Genomic DNA, 13,306 nt, shown 5'->3' on the forward strand with positions numbered 1-13,306 from the left:
GTTCCTCGCCGACTGCCCCGCCCGCATGGCCATCGAGATCATTTCCAGCAAATGGGCCGTGGTCACCCTGTTCGCTCTGACCGACGGCCCCGTGCGCCATGGAGAGCTGGCCGAGTTGATCGGAGGTGTCTCGCGCAAGGTACTGACGCAGACGCTGCGCCGCTTGCAGGACAACGGGCTCGTCGAGCGGCGCGCGTACGCCGAAGCGCCGCCACGGGTGGAATACGGCTTGACCGAGCTCGGGCGCACCCTGGAGGAACCCATCAGAAAGCTCACCGAATGGGCAAGGACCAACGGTGAGGCGGTCGTCGCCTTTCACGAGGCAGCTGAGGATGCGTCTGACCGATGAGCCGCGGCCATCTCTCCGGCCGACAACCGGTGGGCGTGGTGCAGACGAGCGGCGGCAACAGCCCCTCAGTCAGTAGGTGTTGTCGTCAAGACGCTCTTCCTCGGGGGTGCGCCGGATACGCCACACGCCGAAAGCGGCTCCAAGTGCCCCGCCCACGAAGGCTGCCACACCTGCCCACACGGCGCTGCCCGAGAGCCCCGTACCCAGCAAGCCGCCCAAAAACGCCCCGATCAGCGAGTACATGACGACGATGAAGCCCGCAGCGAGGTATCGGTTCCTCAGCGGCGGCAGGCCACCGCTCACCTCTCCGCTCCCGCATCGATGTCGGCCTGGAGCACCGCATCACCGCACAGGCCCGTGGTGGCACGACACTTGGACGAGTTCATCCGCGTGAGGTGCGCGGTTGCGTGGCAGCGTTGCATGAGGTCCCCGCTTCCCGGTCGGTTCATCTGCCTCCCATGTGTCCCTGAACGGTCGCGGCAACCCAAGCCCGCGCGCGGTCGTCACGTACGGGCGGAGGGCAGATCTCGTCCGTAACGTCCTCGCTGTTCTCGTCTTTCACGCTCATCTCGACTGCAGCCTGTTCAGCGACGTCGAACGCAACGATCGATTACTGCTGACCGGGACGACGGGAGCGCCCCTCGTGTGATGGGGATCACGTCGATACGAAAACCTGACGCGAGGGCTCGGCGTCTAGCGGGTGTGAGATCAGTCAGGGCACCGCTGCTGCACGAGGTGGACGAGGTACGTCTCGTCCGGCTCGTGGCGAAGGGCGACCGTGCCGCATTCGAGGAGTTGTACCGGCGCACGTCGCCATGGCTGGCGGTGCGCCTGCGTCGCCGATGCGTGGACGAGCAGATCGTCGCGGAGGTCATGCAGGAGACCTACCTGGCCGTGTGGCGTGCTGCGGGCGCGTTCGCCGGGGCCGCGGTCGGAGGGACGGCCACCGGCTGGCTGTGGACGATCGCGGCGCGGCGCCTGGTCGACGCGTTCCGGCGCAGGGCCCACCATGCGGAGCCGCCACCGGCTGCCGCTGTGCCGGCTGCGGCGCCCGCCGCCGAGGAGGAGGCGCTCGCCGCGAGCGTCGGCGGTGAGGTCGGGGACGCGCTGCGGTATCTCGCGCCGGAACTACGACAGGTATTGCAGGCCATGGTGCTCGACGGGCTGTCCGTCCGGGAGACCGCGGTCCTGCTCGGGCTGCCTGAGGGCACGGTCAAGACCCGTGCCCGCCGGGCGAGGACCGCGATGCGGAGGGCGCTGGCATGAGTGGAGAACACGCGTCGGAGCGGGCACATGCGCCAGGGCGGGAACATGCGTCGGGGCGGATCATCGAGAGGTACGCCCATGGGGGCAGGGACCTCGCCGCTGACGAGGTGTGGGCCGTGGAGGCCCACCTGGAGGCGTGCCGGGTGTGCCGTGACCGGCTGTCCGCCGTGGTCGCCGTCCAGGTGCCCGCCGTGACGTCACTGGTCGGCGCCGTGTGGTCCGGCCTGGAGCCCCGGCTGGCGGTCACCGCCACCATGCGGCGCGGACGGCTCCAACAGGCATGGCTGTCGCGGCTGTCGAGACTGTCGCGGTGGATGACGCCCGCGATGGTGCCCTGGCTGGCCATGGTCGTCGCCGTGACGCTGCTGGCTCTGCTGCTCGACCTGGTCGGCGTCGGCACGGGCGAGGTGTCGCTGGTGCTGCTGTTCGCACCGGTCCTGCCCGTACTGGGTGTCGCGGCGTCCTGGGCCCGCGGGCTGGACCCGGCGTACGAGCTGACGGCCTCGGCGCCCAGGGCCGGGCTCCAGCTGGTGCTGCGGCGCACCGCCTCCGTGCTCGGCGTGGTCGTCCCCGTGCTGCTGGTGTGCGGGTGGCTGACCGGGGTGATGGTGGCCCAATGGCTGCTCCCCTGCCTGGCGTTCACCGCGGCGACGCTGGCGCTCGGCGGTGCCGTCGGTGTGACGCGCGCCGCCGTCGTGCTGGCCGCCGGGTGGGCCGTCCTGATCCTGGCGCCGACGTTGGCCACCAGCCGGACGGCCCTCGCCCTGCGGACGGACGGACTGCCCGCCTGGGCGCTGCTCCTCGTCCTGGGCACCGGAGTCGTGATCGCTCGCAGGGGCGCGTACTCCGTGCTGAGAACTCATCGATGATCACCGGAAAGGAACACCACATGACGTCCGCGGTCAACGCGGCCGACCTCGCACCGACGCCCTACGCCTGGGAGATCCAGGCCACCGGGCTGAAGGTCAGGGTCGGCAGGAAACGGATGGCCGTTGACGGCCTCGACCTGCGGCTCGGTACCGGCGTACATGGCCTGCTCGGCCCCAACGGGGCGGGCAAGACCACGCTCATCCGGACGCTGGCCACCGTGCTGCGCCCCACCGAGGGCACCCTGGTCATGCTCGGCGAGACCGCGGGCGGCCTGGGTGAGCACCGTGCGCTGCGCCGCCGGATCGGCTACCTGCCGCAGGAGTTCGGCTACTACAGGCGCTTCACGGTGCGCGAGTTCGTCGAGTACATGGCGTGGCTGAAGGAGGTGCCGAAGGCGGACATCCCCGGCGCGGTGCAGCGTGCCGTGGAGCGGGTGGGCCTGGCGGACCGCGCCGACGACAGGATGAAGGCGTTGTCGGGCGGCATGGTGCGGCGCGTCGGAATCGCCCAGGCCATCGTCAACGACCCGACGGTCCTGCTCCTCGACGAGCCGACGGTCGGGCTGGACCCGGCGCAGCGGCTGCGTTTCCGCGAACTGCTGCAGGAGTTGGGCACGGACACCTGTGTGCTCGTATCGACCCATCTGGTGGAGGACGTCGCCGCGGCCTGCACCGATGTGGTGCTCTTCGCCGAGGGCCGGCTGGTCTTCCAGGGAACCCCGGACGAACTGGCGGCGGCGGGCGGCCCCGAGCACGTGGGCGACAGCCCCCTGGAGCGGGGCTACTCGGCGCTGCTGCAGAAGCCCGGCCAGGAGAGGGGCAGTTGGTGAACCTCCGTGTCCTGCGCATCGAGCTGAGGCGCTCCGTCGCCCCATGGGCCGGCGCCGTGGTCCTGGTTCCGGCGCTGGCGTTCCTGTACCTGGTGGACGGCGCGTGGTGGCGAGACACCACGGCGTGGACGGCCCAGTGGACGTCCATGGCCCTGTGGACCCGCTCCCTGCTGTTCTACCTGTGGCCGCTGGCCGTGGGCCTCGGAGCGCTGCAGGGCCTGCGCGACCACCGTTCGACGATGTACGAACTGCTGACGAGCACGCCGCGGCCGGCCAGGCACCGCGCCGCCGCACTGGCGGGCACGACGGCGCTCACACTGGCCTCGGCCTTCGCGCTCCTCGTCCTCGTCGGCGGATTCCAGGTGCTCGGCAACACCGAGTACACGCACCTCGGTTGGCTGCCGATCTCACTGGTGGGGGCCCTCTTCCTCGTCGCGGGGGCCGTACTGGGCATGGGGGCGGGGCGTGCCCTGCCGTCCGCGCTCACCCCGCCCGCGCTGGCCATGACCGCATTCGTCTTCACCGTCCTGATGCACATGTCCTTGGGCCGCACGAAGACGGTGATGGCGGGCGGCTTGCCGTCCACGGAGCCGAACCGGGTCTCGCTGCTGTCGCCGACGGTGGAGGAGGTGCGCGACACACTGGTCACGCTCTCCGTCCCCGTGCACGCAGGGCAGACGGTCTGGCTGCTCGGTATGGCCGCGACCGGCTTCGCACTGCTGATCGCGGCGACCCCGCGAACCCGGCTGACCGCCCTGGTACCCCTCCTGGCGGGCGCGGTGATCGCCTTGCTGATGCTGCCCTCCGACCCGCGCCGGATGTACGTCGTCGACACCTCAGCCGCGGAGCTGGTGTGCGAAGGCCCGGTGTGCGTGACCACGGCGCAACGGGCGCGACTCGACGACCTCGCGGGCCCCGGCAAGAAGGCGTTGCGCCTGCTGCACGCCGCACTGGGCGGCCAGGCACCGGATTCGGTCCGGGAGAACGCCGCCGTACTGCCGCAGGGCTCCACGCCGCGATGGTCCCGCGAGAACGTGCTGTTCGACTTCGACGACGACATGATCACGGGGGTCAAGGGCGAGGAGCTGACCCGGGCCCTGATCGCGCAGGCCATGGTGCCGACGTGCGTCCCCGTCGGCTGGAGCGGTACGACCGACGCCTCCTCGCAGATCATCGCGGTCGGCTGGGTCACCGGCGACCTCGCACCGCTCGACGGCACCGGGTACTCCGAGGCGGAGCAACTGGCCGAAGCCCGCCCGGTGTGGGCGGAGTTCAGGGCGCTGCCGGGAGACGAACAGCTCTCCCGCATCCGTACGATGCGTGCCGCCGCGCTGTCCTGCGAGGGCGACCCGCTCGCCGCGCTGAAGGGCGGTGCGTCCCGGTGAGGTGGCTGACGCTGTACGCCCGCTCACGCCAGGTCCCCGCATCGCTCGCCGCGGTGGTCGTCAGCGCGGTCACGGCGGCGGTACTCGGCCGGGACGGGGGTGGGGGAGAAGGGCCCCCCGACCCGGGGCTGCCCGTGCTCGTCCTCGCCGCCGGGGCGATGGCCGTCTCGGTCGGGCTCAGTGGGCAGGACCCGGCGTTGGACCGGACGGCCGCGATCCGCTGGGTGCCCCGCAGAGCGGCGCACGTGCTGTTCGCGGGCGCGATCGTCGCCGCGGTGCTGCTGACGGCGCAGATACCGGGCGAGCCCATGGCCACCGCCTCGTTCGTCGTCCGGGACAGCGCGGGCCTGCTGGGACTGGTCGCCCTGGGTGCGGCGCTCACGGGCGGCCAGTACGCCTGGACGCTGCCGTTCGCCTGGCTCTCGTTCGCGTTCTTCGCCCCGCCGCCGACCAGCACGCCGATGCGGGTGGCCACGTGGATGCTGCTGCCCCCCGGCACCCCGTCGGCCACCTGGACGGCCGCGATCCTCACGACGGCGGGCATCACGGCCTACGCGTTGGCGGGCCCGAGGCGGTAGGCGGGTCGGGGACACGTGAGCGGGGCAAGGCGATGGGGGAGGCTGCGGTGCTGCCGGCAGGGTCCTTCCGGCCCGGTTCAGGTATCAACGGACTCTGCTCCCCTCCGCGGAGGACTGACTGGCCGTAATGTCGACCCCTATGACCAGCGGTGGGAGGCTGATGTGAGCCAGTACTACGACTTGGGCGACCGAACCTTGTGGAATCCGTCCGACGGGGCGTCCCGCCTGTTCATGAGCCAGGTCACCGTCTACCAAGCCGAAGTGGGGGTGCCATCCGGCATCGGCCCCATGGAAGCCGATGAGTGTCAGATCGACCCGATTGCCTTCGCGGCGTTCGTCGAAGCCCTGCTCGCCTGGCATGCCAACACCAGGCACGCCGTCATGGCCACACTGTCCGAAGGGTTCGTCGCCACGGTGTTGGCCTTGGCCGAGAAGGCGAACATCGAGGTGAGCTGGGAGGCGGCCGAGCGCGCCGAGAGCCACTACCTCAAGACGACTTCGGATCCCCGTGCGAGGGAGTGGACGACCGCACTGCAGCAGAGGTCACGGGAGCTCAACCGACACCTGGCGCCCTGAACCTCCTCTGCCAGCACGTCTGTCCACTCCGGTAGCGGGGCGATCATGGGGGACTGGGATACTGGGCCGGCGTCGATGGCGGACGTCGAGACGGCGGCCGAGTCACGTGCCGTGGTGCTGCGGGCGGAAGTCACCACTTTGTCGACGCCCCGTACGCTCAGCCGCGGCTCTTGTCTCCGGGAACTGCTTCCTGCTACGTGGGGTCTTGGAGGCTGAAGACACGAGCCACGCACGTGTCGATCAATGTGCCGAACGCTTCAGCGGAACTGATCGCAGGGGTGGAGATCACGCCTGCGTCGTCGATGTCCGCGATGAAGTCGGCATCGACCCACCCACCACGGAAGACGACAAGGCGCAGTTCGGCCCCGTGCTTGTGCGAGCTGTGCAGGTGGAAACCGACTGAGTCAGGGTCACTCACCGTGGCCCTGTCGGTCTCGAGCCGCTGTGGCCAAGGAGTTGCCGAGTCGCGCCAGGTCACAGAGTCGACGACTATCCCTGCGGTCTGCCAGGCGGACCGGCGGGCAGCGACTTCAGCAACAACTTCGTCCAGATCTATCACATGATCCATGTGGCAATGATCGCCCATCGCGCCGCCGGCAAGGTCTTCGATCTCGGTGACGCTGTGGTCAACGCCTATAACGAGTAGTAGTCAAGCCCTCTGGGCCAAGTCAGCGCAACTGCATGGGGTGTTGGAGGCCGCGGGTGGCTGCGTTTCGGACACGGCGAGTCCGTCCCTGCTCGGCGAGTAGCGCAAGGGCTTCAGGCGAAGTGGCGATCTGCCCGGTCGTGACCGTGCGCTGGCACCAGTCGGATGCCGTGGTCAGGTCTTCGGTGCCCCAGCGGTCACCCAGCGCGATGGCTCTGACCAGGCTCCACTCCCGCAAGCGACGGGTAAGGAAGTCGTGTTCGGCGATGATGCCGGTCAAAGTGTCGGCCCACGTGGTGAACCGGGAGTGGGCCAGCAGCTCGGCGGCCCGGCGGTCGATGTGGCGGACCACCACGCTGTGGGCCATCGATGCGTCCTTGTCCTGCAATACGGCGGTCACCAGCTCGGCCTCGTCTGCCTCGGCGACGGCTTCCAGCGCCGAGAGGTAACGGGCGAAGCGTCGGTGCTCAGCTGGTTCCTCGTCGATGGGGGAGTCGGTCATGTTGTTGGGATCCAGTGCTCGGGATGCAAGTCGTAGAACGCCAGCAGCTCGTCGGCTTCGTCGGTGATCTTCTCGTTGGCCATGAGGAATGCCGCACCGTAGGTCTTGGCGAACGCGGCGACGGACTCCCGGCGTGCACAGTCTCGCAGCAAGTCGGCCCAGGAGTCGGCTGATTCGAGGTAGCCCCCGCTGCGGTCATGAGCATTTGCTCACCACGGGGGGGGGACTTCACGAACAAGCCGACCAGCAGCTGCCCGAACGAAAACGACACCCGCTCCGTCAGTACTCATGAGGCCGGACGGGACAGGTCCTGGCCCTCTCTTACATCTACCAGGAGGAACAATGAGCCGGTCAGGGCGAACCACGCGAATGCCTCTCGCGGCAGCGATGATGGTGCTGGCCGTGGCCTGCACCTCGGAGAGCAGCAGTGACGGAGGCGGAGGCGAGCACGCGGCATCCTGCGCCTACAGTGTCCGCTTCCATGACCGCACGTACCGGGACGTAGCGAATGTGGAGTTCACGCCGGGAGACAAGCTCGGTTCCGCCACCGTCCCACCGTGTGAGGACACCGGCGGTCAGGACAGGGACAAGGACGAGGAGTCCGGGGAGGCGACCACCGCCTACGCCGTGGACGGCATCTCTCCCGATGTGGCCGTCGCGGTCGGCGACAGCCGCGACGACACGACCTTCATGGCAGCCTACTCGGGCAGCGAACTCCCCCCGGAGATACGGAAACTGATCGACGGCTCCTGACGTCGACCGCGTCCACCCCGCCACCCGAGCGCCGTGGAAGCAACAGAGGAAAGCTGGAGGTTCAGTGTGGGTGGGCTGATCGCGGGTGCGGTAGTGGCGCGTCAGGGCGAGGTGCTCCTGATCCGGCGCGCCCGTCCCGTGGGTTCGCTCGTCTGGTCGTTTCCGGCGGGCAAGGTCGAACCGGGGGAGTCGGTGACCGACGCTGCCGCACGTGAGGCGTTGGAGGAGACGGGCGTGTCGGTGACGCCGGTCGTGGCGCTGGGGTCACGGGTCCATCCGGTGACGGGCCGGCGGGTCGTGTACGTCGCCTGTCGGCTGCTGGGCGGAGTGGCTCGGGTGGCGTCTTCGCGGGAGGTGACCGAGGCGGCATGGGTGCCGGTCGGTGAGCTGGGCGGATACGTACCTGGTGGGGTGTACCCGCCGGTGCGGGCATACCTGGACAGGGCGCTGGCGCGCTAGGCCGCTTGCTCGGCCGCCGTCGCTGGGTCGAAAGGGTTGCCGTGTTGCGGGGAACGCCTCGTCTGGTGCGGACCGTCTCGTCCGTCGACAGGTGTCCCGTCTGAAAGCCGCCGTGTGGCGTGGGCGCGGAGGTCGCACGCTCACCATATGGGGGTTGATGGGGTTTCGCTGCTGGGCGGTGGCCAGACGGTTGCATGCCCGTTCTGCGGGCTGCCACAGGATCGGGTTGCGACGCTGGAGCACGACTGGGTTCTGCTGGAGCCGGGTGTGGACGTGCTGGCGCATCTCGTGCCGGCCGAGCATCGGTGGATCGCTCTGACGGACGGGCGGGTGGCGGTGTACGCGGTGTGGCCGCCGGAAGCGTTGCAGCGCTGCCGGATCGAGCATCGACTGGCGTGTTCGGGGCAGCGGTTGCCGGATCTGTGGCCGTGGCTGACGGCATTGCGGTTGGAGAACGCGCGGCGGGTCGAGCGGGAGGCGAGTACAGAACCGGTGGCCGGCGAGCTGGAGTGGCCGGACGTCGGGTGAGCGACGGACGTCACAGGAAGAGGAGTTCGACGTCTTTCTCGATGCAGAAGCGTAGGACGAGCGTGAGTTGTCGGGCGCCTGCGATGTGTCGCTGGAGGAGAGGCGTGGTGGCCTGGCCTTGCCATTCGCCGGTGATCGCTTCCAATCGCGGCAGAATCGCGGTGCACTCGGCGGACGAGAGCTCACCGCCACCGTCGTCCGGACGGTCGAGGAAACACTCCAGCGTGGTGGAGACTTCGCTCCAGGGACGCTCTCCGCCGAAGCCCTGCATCTCGTCGAGGCCGAACCCCTCTGCCTGTGCCAAGCGGCAGCGGAACTCATGGAAAGCGCTGTAGGACCAGGCGACATCCGGACTGGTGGTGTCGTCGTCGCCCGGAAACAGAATCAGTCCCACGCCGTCCTCGTTCTCCACCGCTCGACGTGCCGGTGTACAGGTGTTCTGCACGTCGATATTCAACCCTCGCTGCACCCGGGTAGTTCGCCTCGTACGGTCCTGCAGCAGGTCCGCCTCTCCGGGCGGCCAGAACAGGGGTATGTCGCGCAGATACAGCTGGGCCACGGGCAACATGGGGACCGGGCACTCCGCGAGCGGGGGAGAGCCGGCGTCGAACCGCGTCGCGAGTCTCGCGGCATCCTGTTCCCTGCTGACCTCCTCCTCGGGCGTGAACGCGGAACCCTGCGGATCCCGGTGCTGCCGGGCCACCCTGCGTCTGGTCAGCCGTATGTCCGCCGGGGATCGGCGGAACCCACTGTCCGGGTGCACGCCTTCACGATGTGGCCACGGCTCCGCAGCCGGCCACAACAACGGACCCCCGACCGAACCCTCCCCCGCCGAAGGCGACCCAGGACGAGGATGGAGCCGGATCGCAGGACGCGCGAACGGAGTCAGCTCAGGAAAGACCGCGGTCACTCAAGAGGCCGCGGCGGAGTCGTACGTACGAGAACCATGCCGGTGATCCTGCCACCAGCCACTGACAGTCCCGGCTGCCCGAACCGGGGGCAGCGCTCAACTGGCTGCAGGACGCGGACGACGGGCTGCTAGGGCCTCCGGTCACTCCGTGGAGTGGGTGAGGAGGTAGTCGATGGCTTCGGTGACGTCGTCGACGGTGTGGTGGGGGGTGGCGAGGCCGTCGGGCCAGGGCCGGCCGCGTACCCAGATCGCGCGCAGGCCCGCGGCCGCGCCGCCGGCGATGTCGGTCTGCGGGTTGTCGCCGGTCATCCAGTCGCCGGGGGTGAGCTGGGTGCCGCATCGTGCGGCGGCGAGTTCGAAGAGCCGCGGGTCGGGTTTGCGGACGTCGATGTCGCCGGAGGCGGCGATCCCGTCGATCAGGTCGGCGAGACCGGTGGCGCGGATCTTGGCGCGCTGGATGTCGCTGGCTCCGTTGGTGGCGACGCCGACGCTCCAGCCTGCGTCCTTGAGCCGGGTCAGGCTGGACAGGACAGCGGGGCGGCAGGTGACAGCGGCGGCCATGCGGTCGACGTAGACGCGCCACAGATGGTCGGCAGGCTCGCTGAGCCGGAAGGTGGCGGCGAGGCGGTCGAAGTCGCTGCGTTCGGCGCGGTCCGCGAGTTCGGTGAGCAACCAGTGCTCGATGTCGGGGCCGTAGCCGTGGTCGTGGCTGAGGGTGGCTATGGCGTCCGCGAAGGCGGCCGTGCGGTCGACCAGGGTGCCGTCCAGGTCGAAGAGAGCGAGGCGCATACGAGGGACCCTATCTGGGTGGCCACCTGCACCGATCACCCTCCGGGAGCGGGGCAGCCCCTTTCACCCGCCACGGCCATGACGATGACGAACCGTCTCGACCGCCGCGCTGCCGCCAAGCGCCGCGAGGCCCTCGGCGGACTGGCCAGACACTCGCTCAGTGGTCGGCGGTGCCGTTCCGCAGAGTCCCGTACCGTCGGCCCGTGATGATCAAATCCGGCGAGCCGCGCCAGCTCGGCGTCCCAGCCCTCGAGGCGCGGCCGCGCTTCGAGACGGAGCCTCAGGAGAGTGGGGGCAGGCCGGGACGCAGGTTGCCCATGGTCGATGGAGAACCCGCCTTCGGACTCAGCTACTGGCGCGGTACTTGCCCGTTCCGGTTCCGTCGGCTGTAGACGGCACGGGAGACATCGCTGGAGAGCGTGCGGGAGCGGCTTGGCTTCGGAGGCGACCACTCCCGGCACTGGAGGCTGACACACCTACCCCTCCACGGCCACCGGTCCGGGCATGACCTGCTGGCGCTCCCACGGCCGGGTGCTAAAAGGGGGCTACGACATGCTCAGCTGCCACCAGAACCGCATGAGGAAGCGACACTCCTGCTGATCGCGGTCGTCTGCCAGACGATCATGAATGACCGCCTGGACGCGCCGCCTCTGTTCGTCGTCACGGAAGCCGTTGCTGAGGTCGGTGAGGGTCACGCCCGGACACTAGCAACCACACGGACCACCCATCACGGAGCCATCAAGACGCCCGAGCAGACGTATTCCGTCAGGGAAAGGCGCGGACCTGTCGGTTCACTCCGAGGGCTGGTGACCGTGGTTGTCCTGGAGGGAGTCACGACGTTCCTGTTCCCGCTTGGAGTAGGCGGCCGCCCGGATCGCCTCGTCGCTCTCCAAACCTGATCCCAGCGCGCCGCCCACGGTGGCGACCGAAGCGACGAACCAGGACAACGTCCAGTACTCCGCGGCGTCCAGCGGGGTTCGTGTCATAGAAGCGAACACTCGGTCGTTGAGGATGAACAGTGCCCACACCAAGTTGATGACCATCAAACCCACGTAACAGACGAGCACCCCGATTCCTACGGTCAAGACCGTCGAGGCGTTGTACAGCCGCGCCCTCTGCCGTTCCTCCGGCGAGCCATCTGCTGAGCGATGCCACAGTTCCGCGTCCACGATCAGCCAGCCGATCATGATTCCGACCGATCCGACCATCGCGATGACGAGGCGTGGCGCGCTCAGCGCCTCAGCCAAGATCCAAACGGTGGAGTTGACGGTGGCGACTGCTCCCGTGGCGAGTGCGGCCGCCAGGGCTTTGGACAAGCCCGGCACCAGTCGCCAGGGCCGGTTGGCGCGGACCATGCCGGAGAGCACCCGCAGGTAGCCGCGCGGCCCGCCGGCGACGTACCGAAGGTCGGGGGCCTCCTCCTGGCCGGGCGGGGCGGAGCGCTCCAGCAGTGGCCTGTTTTGCGGAGGCTCCTCAGCCCCAGTGGCCGGCGGTCCCGCCAGGCCGAGCACGGCTTCTTCCACGGCCTGCCGGGCCCTCTTCGGCAGCCGCAGGCCGCCCAGAGAGGGAAGGGACAGCAGAGCCAAACCGTGTTCGTGGCTCAGATTCACAGCGAGCTTACGCCCGTGCAAGTGCAGCGGAAGGTCGGTAAGGGCTACGACGATGTCCCAGTTCTCCGCACTTCCGCGGTCCAGGATGCGACGCATCAAGGTGGGCGGGTCCTCGGTCCCGGCGGTGAAGGGCTCACTGATCACCTCGATCTTGAACCGTCGCTCCTGGCCCGACTTGGTGGCGAGCCGAGTAGGAAGTGTGCGGGCCATGCGCTGCGCGATTTCCGTCGGCGCGTCCGGATCCGCCAGGAGAGCCACGACCGTAACGCCCTGAGATGACACCCGCATGTGTGGGACCTCCTCGTAACTGCCCGCGATCCCAAGCGCCCGCAGATGTCGCTGAGGGAACGTTGGGCTTGCAGTCAGCCTGTCCGAAAGCACGGCGCGAATGCATGCGTCTGTCGGGCTCGATCGGCTTTCCCTTCATTGCCCTGCCAGGTCCAGGCGTTCCACTGTTCCTGGGGAGCCGGACGTCCGCGCGGATCGGCAGCAGGACGACGTCACGTCACGGAGTGGCCCTACGCGCCCCGTGCAACGCGTGATTTCAGATGCCGCTGCTGGTGAGGGCGAACGCCGCCGCGTCGAACATGCCTGGAACCGGGAGTCGCCCCGGCACCCGCAGCGGAGGTTGCCGTCATGGCCGCGATGTTTATTGCCTGGTTCCAGAGGTCCTTCCGAGCCCTGCGATCTGCTGACCGCCGCGCAGACCGCTTCAAGGCCGAAGGAACGCGACACCATCCAGACCTGTGACCTACCCATCACGATAGGCCTGCAGGAGAGCATTCACCACTTCCGCTTGGAACAGCTCGCCACCCACTCCGCCCTGGACCGTACGCCCGACTAGGAGATCGAGGCGGCCTTCCCGGACACCATCGGCGCACTCGGACCGACCCTTGCCCAGAGCTTCAAGATCCCCTGCCCCGACCTGAAGGACCCCCGGCCCGCTCCGAAGCCTGATCAGCCTGGCCGCCATGACCGATCAGATGGCCCGCCGCCTCACCGGCGATCGACGTCCAACCTCATCGCGAAGACTGCGCACCTTGCCCGTTCGAGGTCCGGGCCAGCGCCGACCCCGGCCCGGACCTCTCCGGCGTCGGGCAGTACACGTTGGCGGGGTCCAGGCCACATGTGCGCTGCCGACCCGCCCGCGGCTGTTGGGGGGGCGCCGACGGGCGATGGCCGGCCCGAACGGGGGAGACGGGCCGACCGATGTCCGCGCGGCGGACCGAACACGGGGACGCGCGAACACCAGGAAC

The 13,306-nt window shown here is 69.1% G+C and carries 18 protein-coding genes and 1 pseudogene; 11 read left to right on the forward strand and 8 right to left on the reverse strand.

The genetic code is table 11. The features are described from left to right. The first annotated feature begins 25 nt into the window (after positions 1 to 25). Positions 26 to 349, forward strand: coding sequence for a winged helix-turn-helix transcriptional regulator (locus tag IE278_RS02170; RefSeq protein ID WP_189769021.1), 324 nt, complete (start codon positions 26 to 28; stop codon positions 347 to 349). Positions 350 to 418: 69 nt separating this feature from the next. Here IE278_RS02170 and IE278_RS02175 read toward each other — a convergent pair whose 3' ends face one another. After that, positions 419 to 652: a hypothetical protein gene (locus IE278_RS02175; protein ID WP_189768107.1), complete on the reverse strand. Its 234-nt coding sequence runs from the start codon at positions 650 to 652 to the stop codon at positions 419 to 421. A 459-nt stretch (positions 653 to 1,111) separates the two neighbouring features. Between IE278_RS02175 and IE278_RS02180 the strand changes: the two genes are divergently transcribed. From IE278_RS02180 to IE278_RS02205, 6 genes are all read left to right on the forward strand, one after another. Next, on the forward strand, positions 1,112 to 1,615 hold the full coding sequence (locus IE278_RS02180) for an RNA polymerase sigma factor (protein ID WP_373311892.1): 504 nt from the start codon (positions 1,112 to 1,114) through the stop codon (positions 1,613 to 1,615). Beyond that, the gene (locus IE278_RS02185; RefSeq protein WP_189768109.1) at positions 1,612 to 2,484 is read left to right on the forward strand and encodes a zf-HC2 domain-containing protein; all 873 of its coding nucleotides are present in this window, start codon (positions 1,612 to 1,614) and stop codon (positions 2,482 to 2,484) included. Before IE278_RS02180 ends, IE278_RS02185 begins: the two co-directional genes overlap by 4 nt. Then, positions 2,481 to 3,314, forward strand: a complete 834-nt coding sequence (locus IE278_RS02190) for an ABC transporter ATP-binding protein (RefSeq protein ID WP_189768110.1) — start codon at positions 2,481 to 2,483, stop codon at positions 3,312 to 3,314. Before IE278_RS02185 ends, IE278_RS02190 begins: the two co-directional genes overlap by 4 nt. Continuing rightward, positions 3,311 to 4,699 carry a hypothetical protein gene (locus IE278_RS02195; protein WP_189768111.1) on the forward strand — a complete coding sequence of 463 codons (1,389 nt, stop codon included), beginning with the start codon at positions 3,311 to 3,313 and terminating at the stop codon, positions 4,697 to 4,699. The genes IE278_RS02190 and IE278_RS02195 overlap by 4 nt, the downstream gene beginning before the upstream one ends. Further along, on the forward strand, positions 4,696 to 5,277 hold the full coding sequence (locus IE278_RS02200; protein WP_189768112.1) for a hypothetical protein: 582 nt from the start codon (positions 4,696 to 4,698) through the stop codon (positions 5,275 to 5,277). The genes IE278_RS02195 and IE278_RS02200 overlap by 4 nt, the downstream gene beginning before the upstream one ends. Before the next feature lie 162 nt (positions 5,278 to 5,439). After that, positions 5,440 to 5,853 (forward strand): DUF6086 family protein, encoded by a 414-nt coding sequence (locus IE278_RS02205; protein ID WP_220451667.1) that lies wholly within the window; start codon positions 5,440 to 5,442, stop codon positions 5,851 to 5,853. A 193-nt stretch (positions 5,854 to 6,046) separates the two neighbouring features. On the opposite strand, the gene IE278_RS02210 is transcribed toward IE278_RS02205, so the two are convergent. From IE278_RS02210 to IE278_RS02220, 3 genes and pseudogenes are all read right to left on the reverse strand, one after another. Next, positions 6,047 to 6,421 carry a hypothetical protein gene (locus IE278_RS02210; protein ID WP_246569723.1) on the reverse strand — a complete coding sequence of 125 codons (375 nt, stop codon included), beginning with the start codon at positions 6,419 to 6,421 and terminating at the stop codon, positions 6,047 to 6,049. Positions 6,422 to 6,521: 100 nt separating this feature from the next. Continuing rightward, entirely contained in the window at positions 6,522 to 7,001 is a 480-nt protein-coding gene (locus IE278_RS02215; RefSeq protein ID WP_189768114.1) for a hypothetical protein, read from the reverse strand. A gap of 8 nt (positions 7,002 to 7,009) precedes the next feature. Further along, positions 7,010 to 7,192 (reverse strand): annotated as a pseudogene (locus IE278_RS02220) (hypothetical protein); the annotation flags it as partial. Positions 7,193 to 7,370: 178 nt separating this feature from the next. Here IE278_RS02220 and IE278_RS02225 point away from each other — a divergent pair. From IE278_RS02225 to IE278_RS02235, 3 genes are all read left to right on the forward strand, one after another. Beyond that, positions 7,371 to 7,754: a DUF6281 family protein gene (locus IE278_RS02225; protein ID WP_246569726.1), complete on the forward strand. Its 384-nt coding sequence runs from the start codon at positions 7,371 to 7,373 to the stop codon at positions 7,752 to 7,754. 66 nt (positions 7,755 to 7,820) lie between these two features. Beyond that, the gene (locus IE278_RS02230; RefSeq protein ID WP_189768118.1) at positions 7,821 to 8,213 is read left to right on the forward strand and encodes an NUDIX hydrolase; all 393 of its coding nucleotides are present in this window, start codon (positions 7,821 to 7,823) and stop codon (positions 8,211 to 8,213) included. A 147-nt stretch (positions 8,214 to 8,360) separates the two neighbouring features. After that, positions 8,361 to 8,741, forward strand: a complete 381-nt coding sequence (locus tag IE278_RS02235) for a DUF6083 domain-containing protein (protein ID WP_220451668.1) — start codon at positions 8,361 to 8,363, stop codon at positions 8,739 to 8,741. A 10-nt stretch (positions 8,742 to 8,751) separates the two neighbouring features. On the opposite strand, the gene IE278_RS02240 is transcribed toward IE278_RS02235, so the two are convergent. The 4 genes from IE278_RS02240 to IE278_RS02260 all read right to left on the reverse strand — a co-directional run bounded on the left by IE278_RS02240 (position 8,752) and on the right by IE278_RS02260 (position 12,338). Further along, positions 8,752 to 9,300, reverse strand: a complete 549-nt coding sequence (locus IE278_RS02240; RefSeq protein WP_308434871.1) for a hypothetical protein — start codon at positions 9,298 to 9,300, stop codon at positions 8,752 to 8,754. A gap of 492 nt (positions 9,301 to 9,792) precedes the next feature. Next, positions 9,793 to 10,440 (reverse strand): HAD family hydrolase, encoded by a 648-nt coding sequence (locus tag IE278_RS02250; RefSeq protein ID WP_189768120.1) that lies wholly within the window; start codon positions 10,438 to 10,440, stop codon positions 9,793 to 9,795. 545 nt (positions 10,441 to 10,985) lie between these two features. Next, positions 10,986 to 11,135: a hypothetical protein gene (locus IE278_RS02255; protein ID WP_189768122.1), complete on the reverse strand. Its 150-nt coding sequence runs from the start codon at positions 11,133 to 11,135 to the stop codon at positions 10,986 to 10,988. A 96-nt stretch (positions 11,136 to 11,231) separates the two neighbouring features. Next, complete coding sequence (locus IE278_RS02260; RefSeq protein WP_189768124.1) at positions 11,232 to 12,338, reverse strand: hypothetical protein; 1,107 nt, start codon at positions 12,336 to 12,338, stop codon at positions 11,232 to 11,234. Between the two features lie 100 nt (positions 12,339 to 12,438). Between IE278_RS02260 and IE278_RS42065 the strand changes: the two genes are divergently transcribed. After that, positions 12,439 to 12,894, forward strand: coding sequence for a DUF1931 family protein (locus tag IE278_RS42065; protein ID WP_246569738.1), 456 nt, complete (start codon positions 12,439 to 12,441; stop codon positions 12,892 to 12,894). Positions 12,895 to 13,306 lie beyond the last annotated feature (412 nt).

This window comes from Streptomyces tauricus (genome assembly GCF_014650955.1).
GTDB classification, from domain to species: Bacteria; Actinomycetota; Actinomycetes; order Streptomycetales; family Streptomycetaceae; genus Streptomyces; species Streptomyces tauricus.

Excerpts from the sequence above, each read along its gene's own strand:
- IE278_RS02170 (WP_189769021.1), top strand. The coding sequence starts at position 26 with ATGGCCATCGAGATCATTTCCAGCAAATGGGCCGTGGTCACCCTGTTC.
- IE278_RS02185 (WP_189768109.1), top strand. The coding sequence starts at position 1,612 with ATGAGTGGAGAACACGCGTCGGAGCGGGCACATGCGCCAGGGCGGGAA.
- IE278_RS02190 (WP_189768110.1), top strand. The coding sequence starts at position 2,481 with ATGATCACCGGAAAGGAACACCACATGACGTCCGCGGTCAACGCGGCC.
- IE278_RS02210 (WP_246569723.1), bottom strand. The coding sequence starts at position 6,421 with ATGGATCATGTGATAGATCTGGACGAAGTTGTTGCTGAAGTCGCTGCC.
- IE278_RS02215 (WP_189768114.1), bottom strand. The coding sequence starts at position 7,001 with ATGACCGACTCCCCCATCGACGAGGAACCAGCTGAGCACCGACGCTTC.
- IE278_RS02225 (WP_246569726.1), top strand. The coding sequence starts at position 7,371 with ATGCCTCTCGCGGCAGCGATGATGGTGCTGGCCGTGGCCTGCACCTCG.
- IE278_RS02235 (WP_220451668.1), top strand. The coding sequence starts at position 8,361 with ATGGGGGTTGATGGGGTTTCGCTGCTGGGCGGTGGCCAGACGGTTGCA.
- IE278_RS02250 (WP_189768120.1), bottom strand. The coding sequence starts at position 10,440 with ATGCGCCTCGCTCTCTTCGACCTGGACGGCACCCTGGTCGACCGCACG.
- IE278_RS02260 (WP_189768124.1), bottom strand. The coding sequence starts at position 12,338 with ATGCGGGTGTCATCTCAGGGCGTTACGGTCGTGGCTCTCCTGGCGGAT.
- IE278_RS42065 (WP_246569738.1), top strand. The coding sequence starts at position 12,439 with ATGCATGCGTCTGTCGGGCTCGATCGGCTTTCCCTTCATTGCCCTGCC.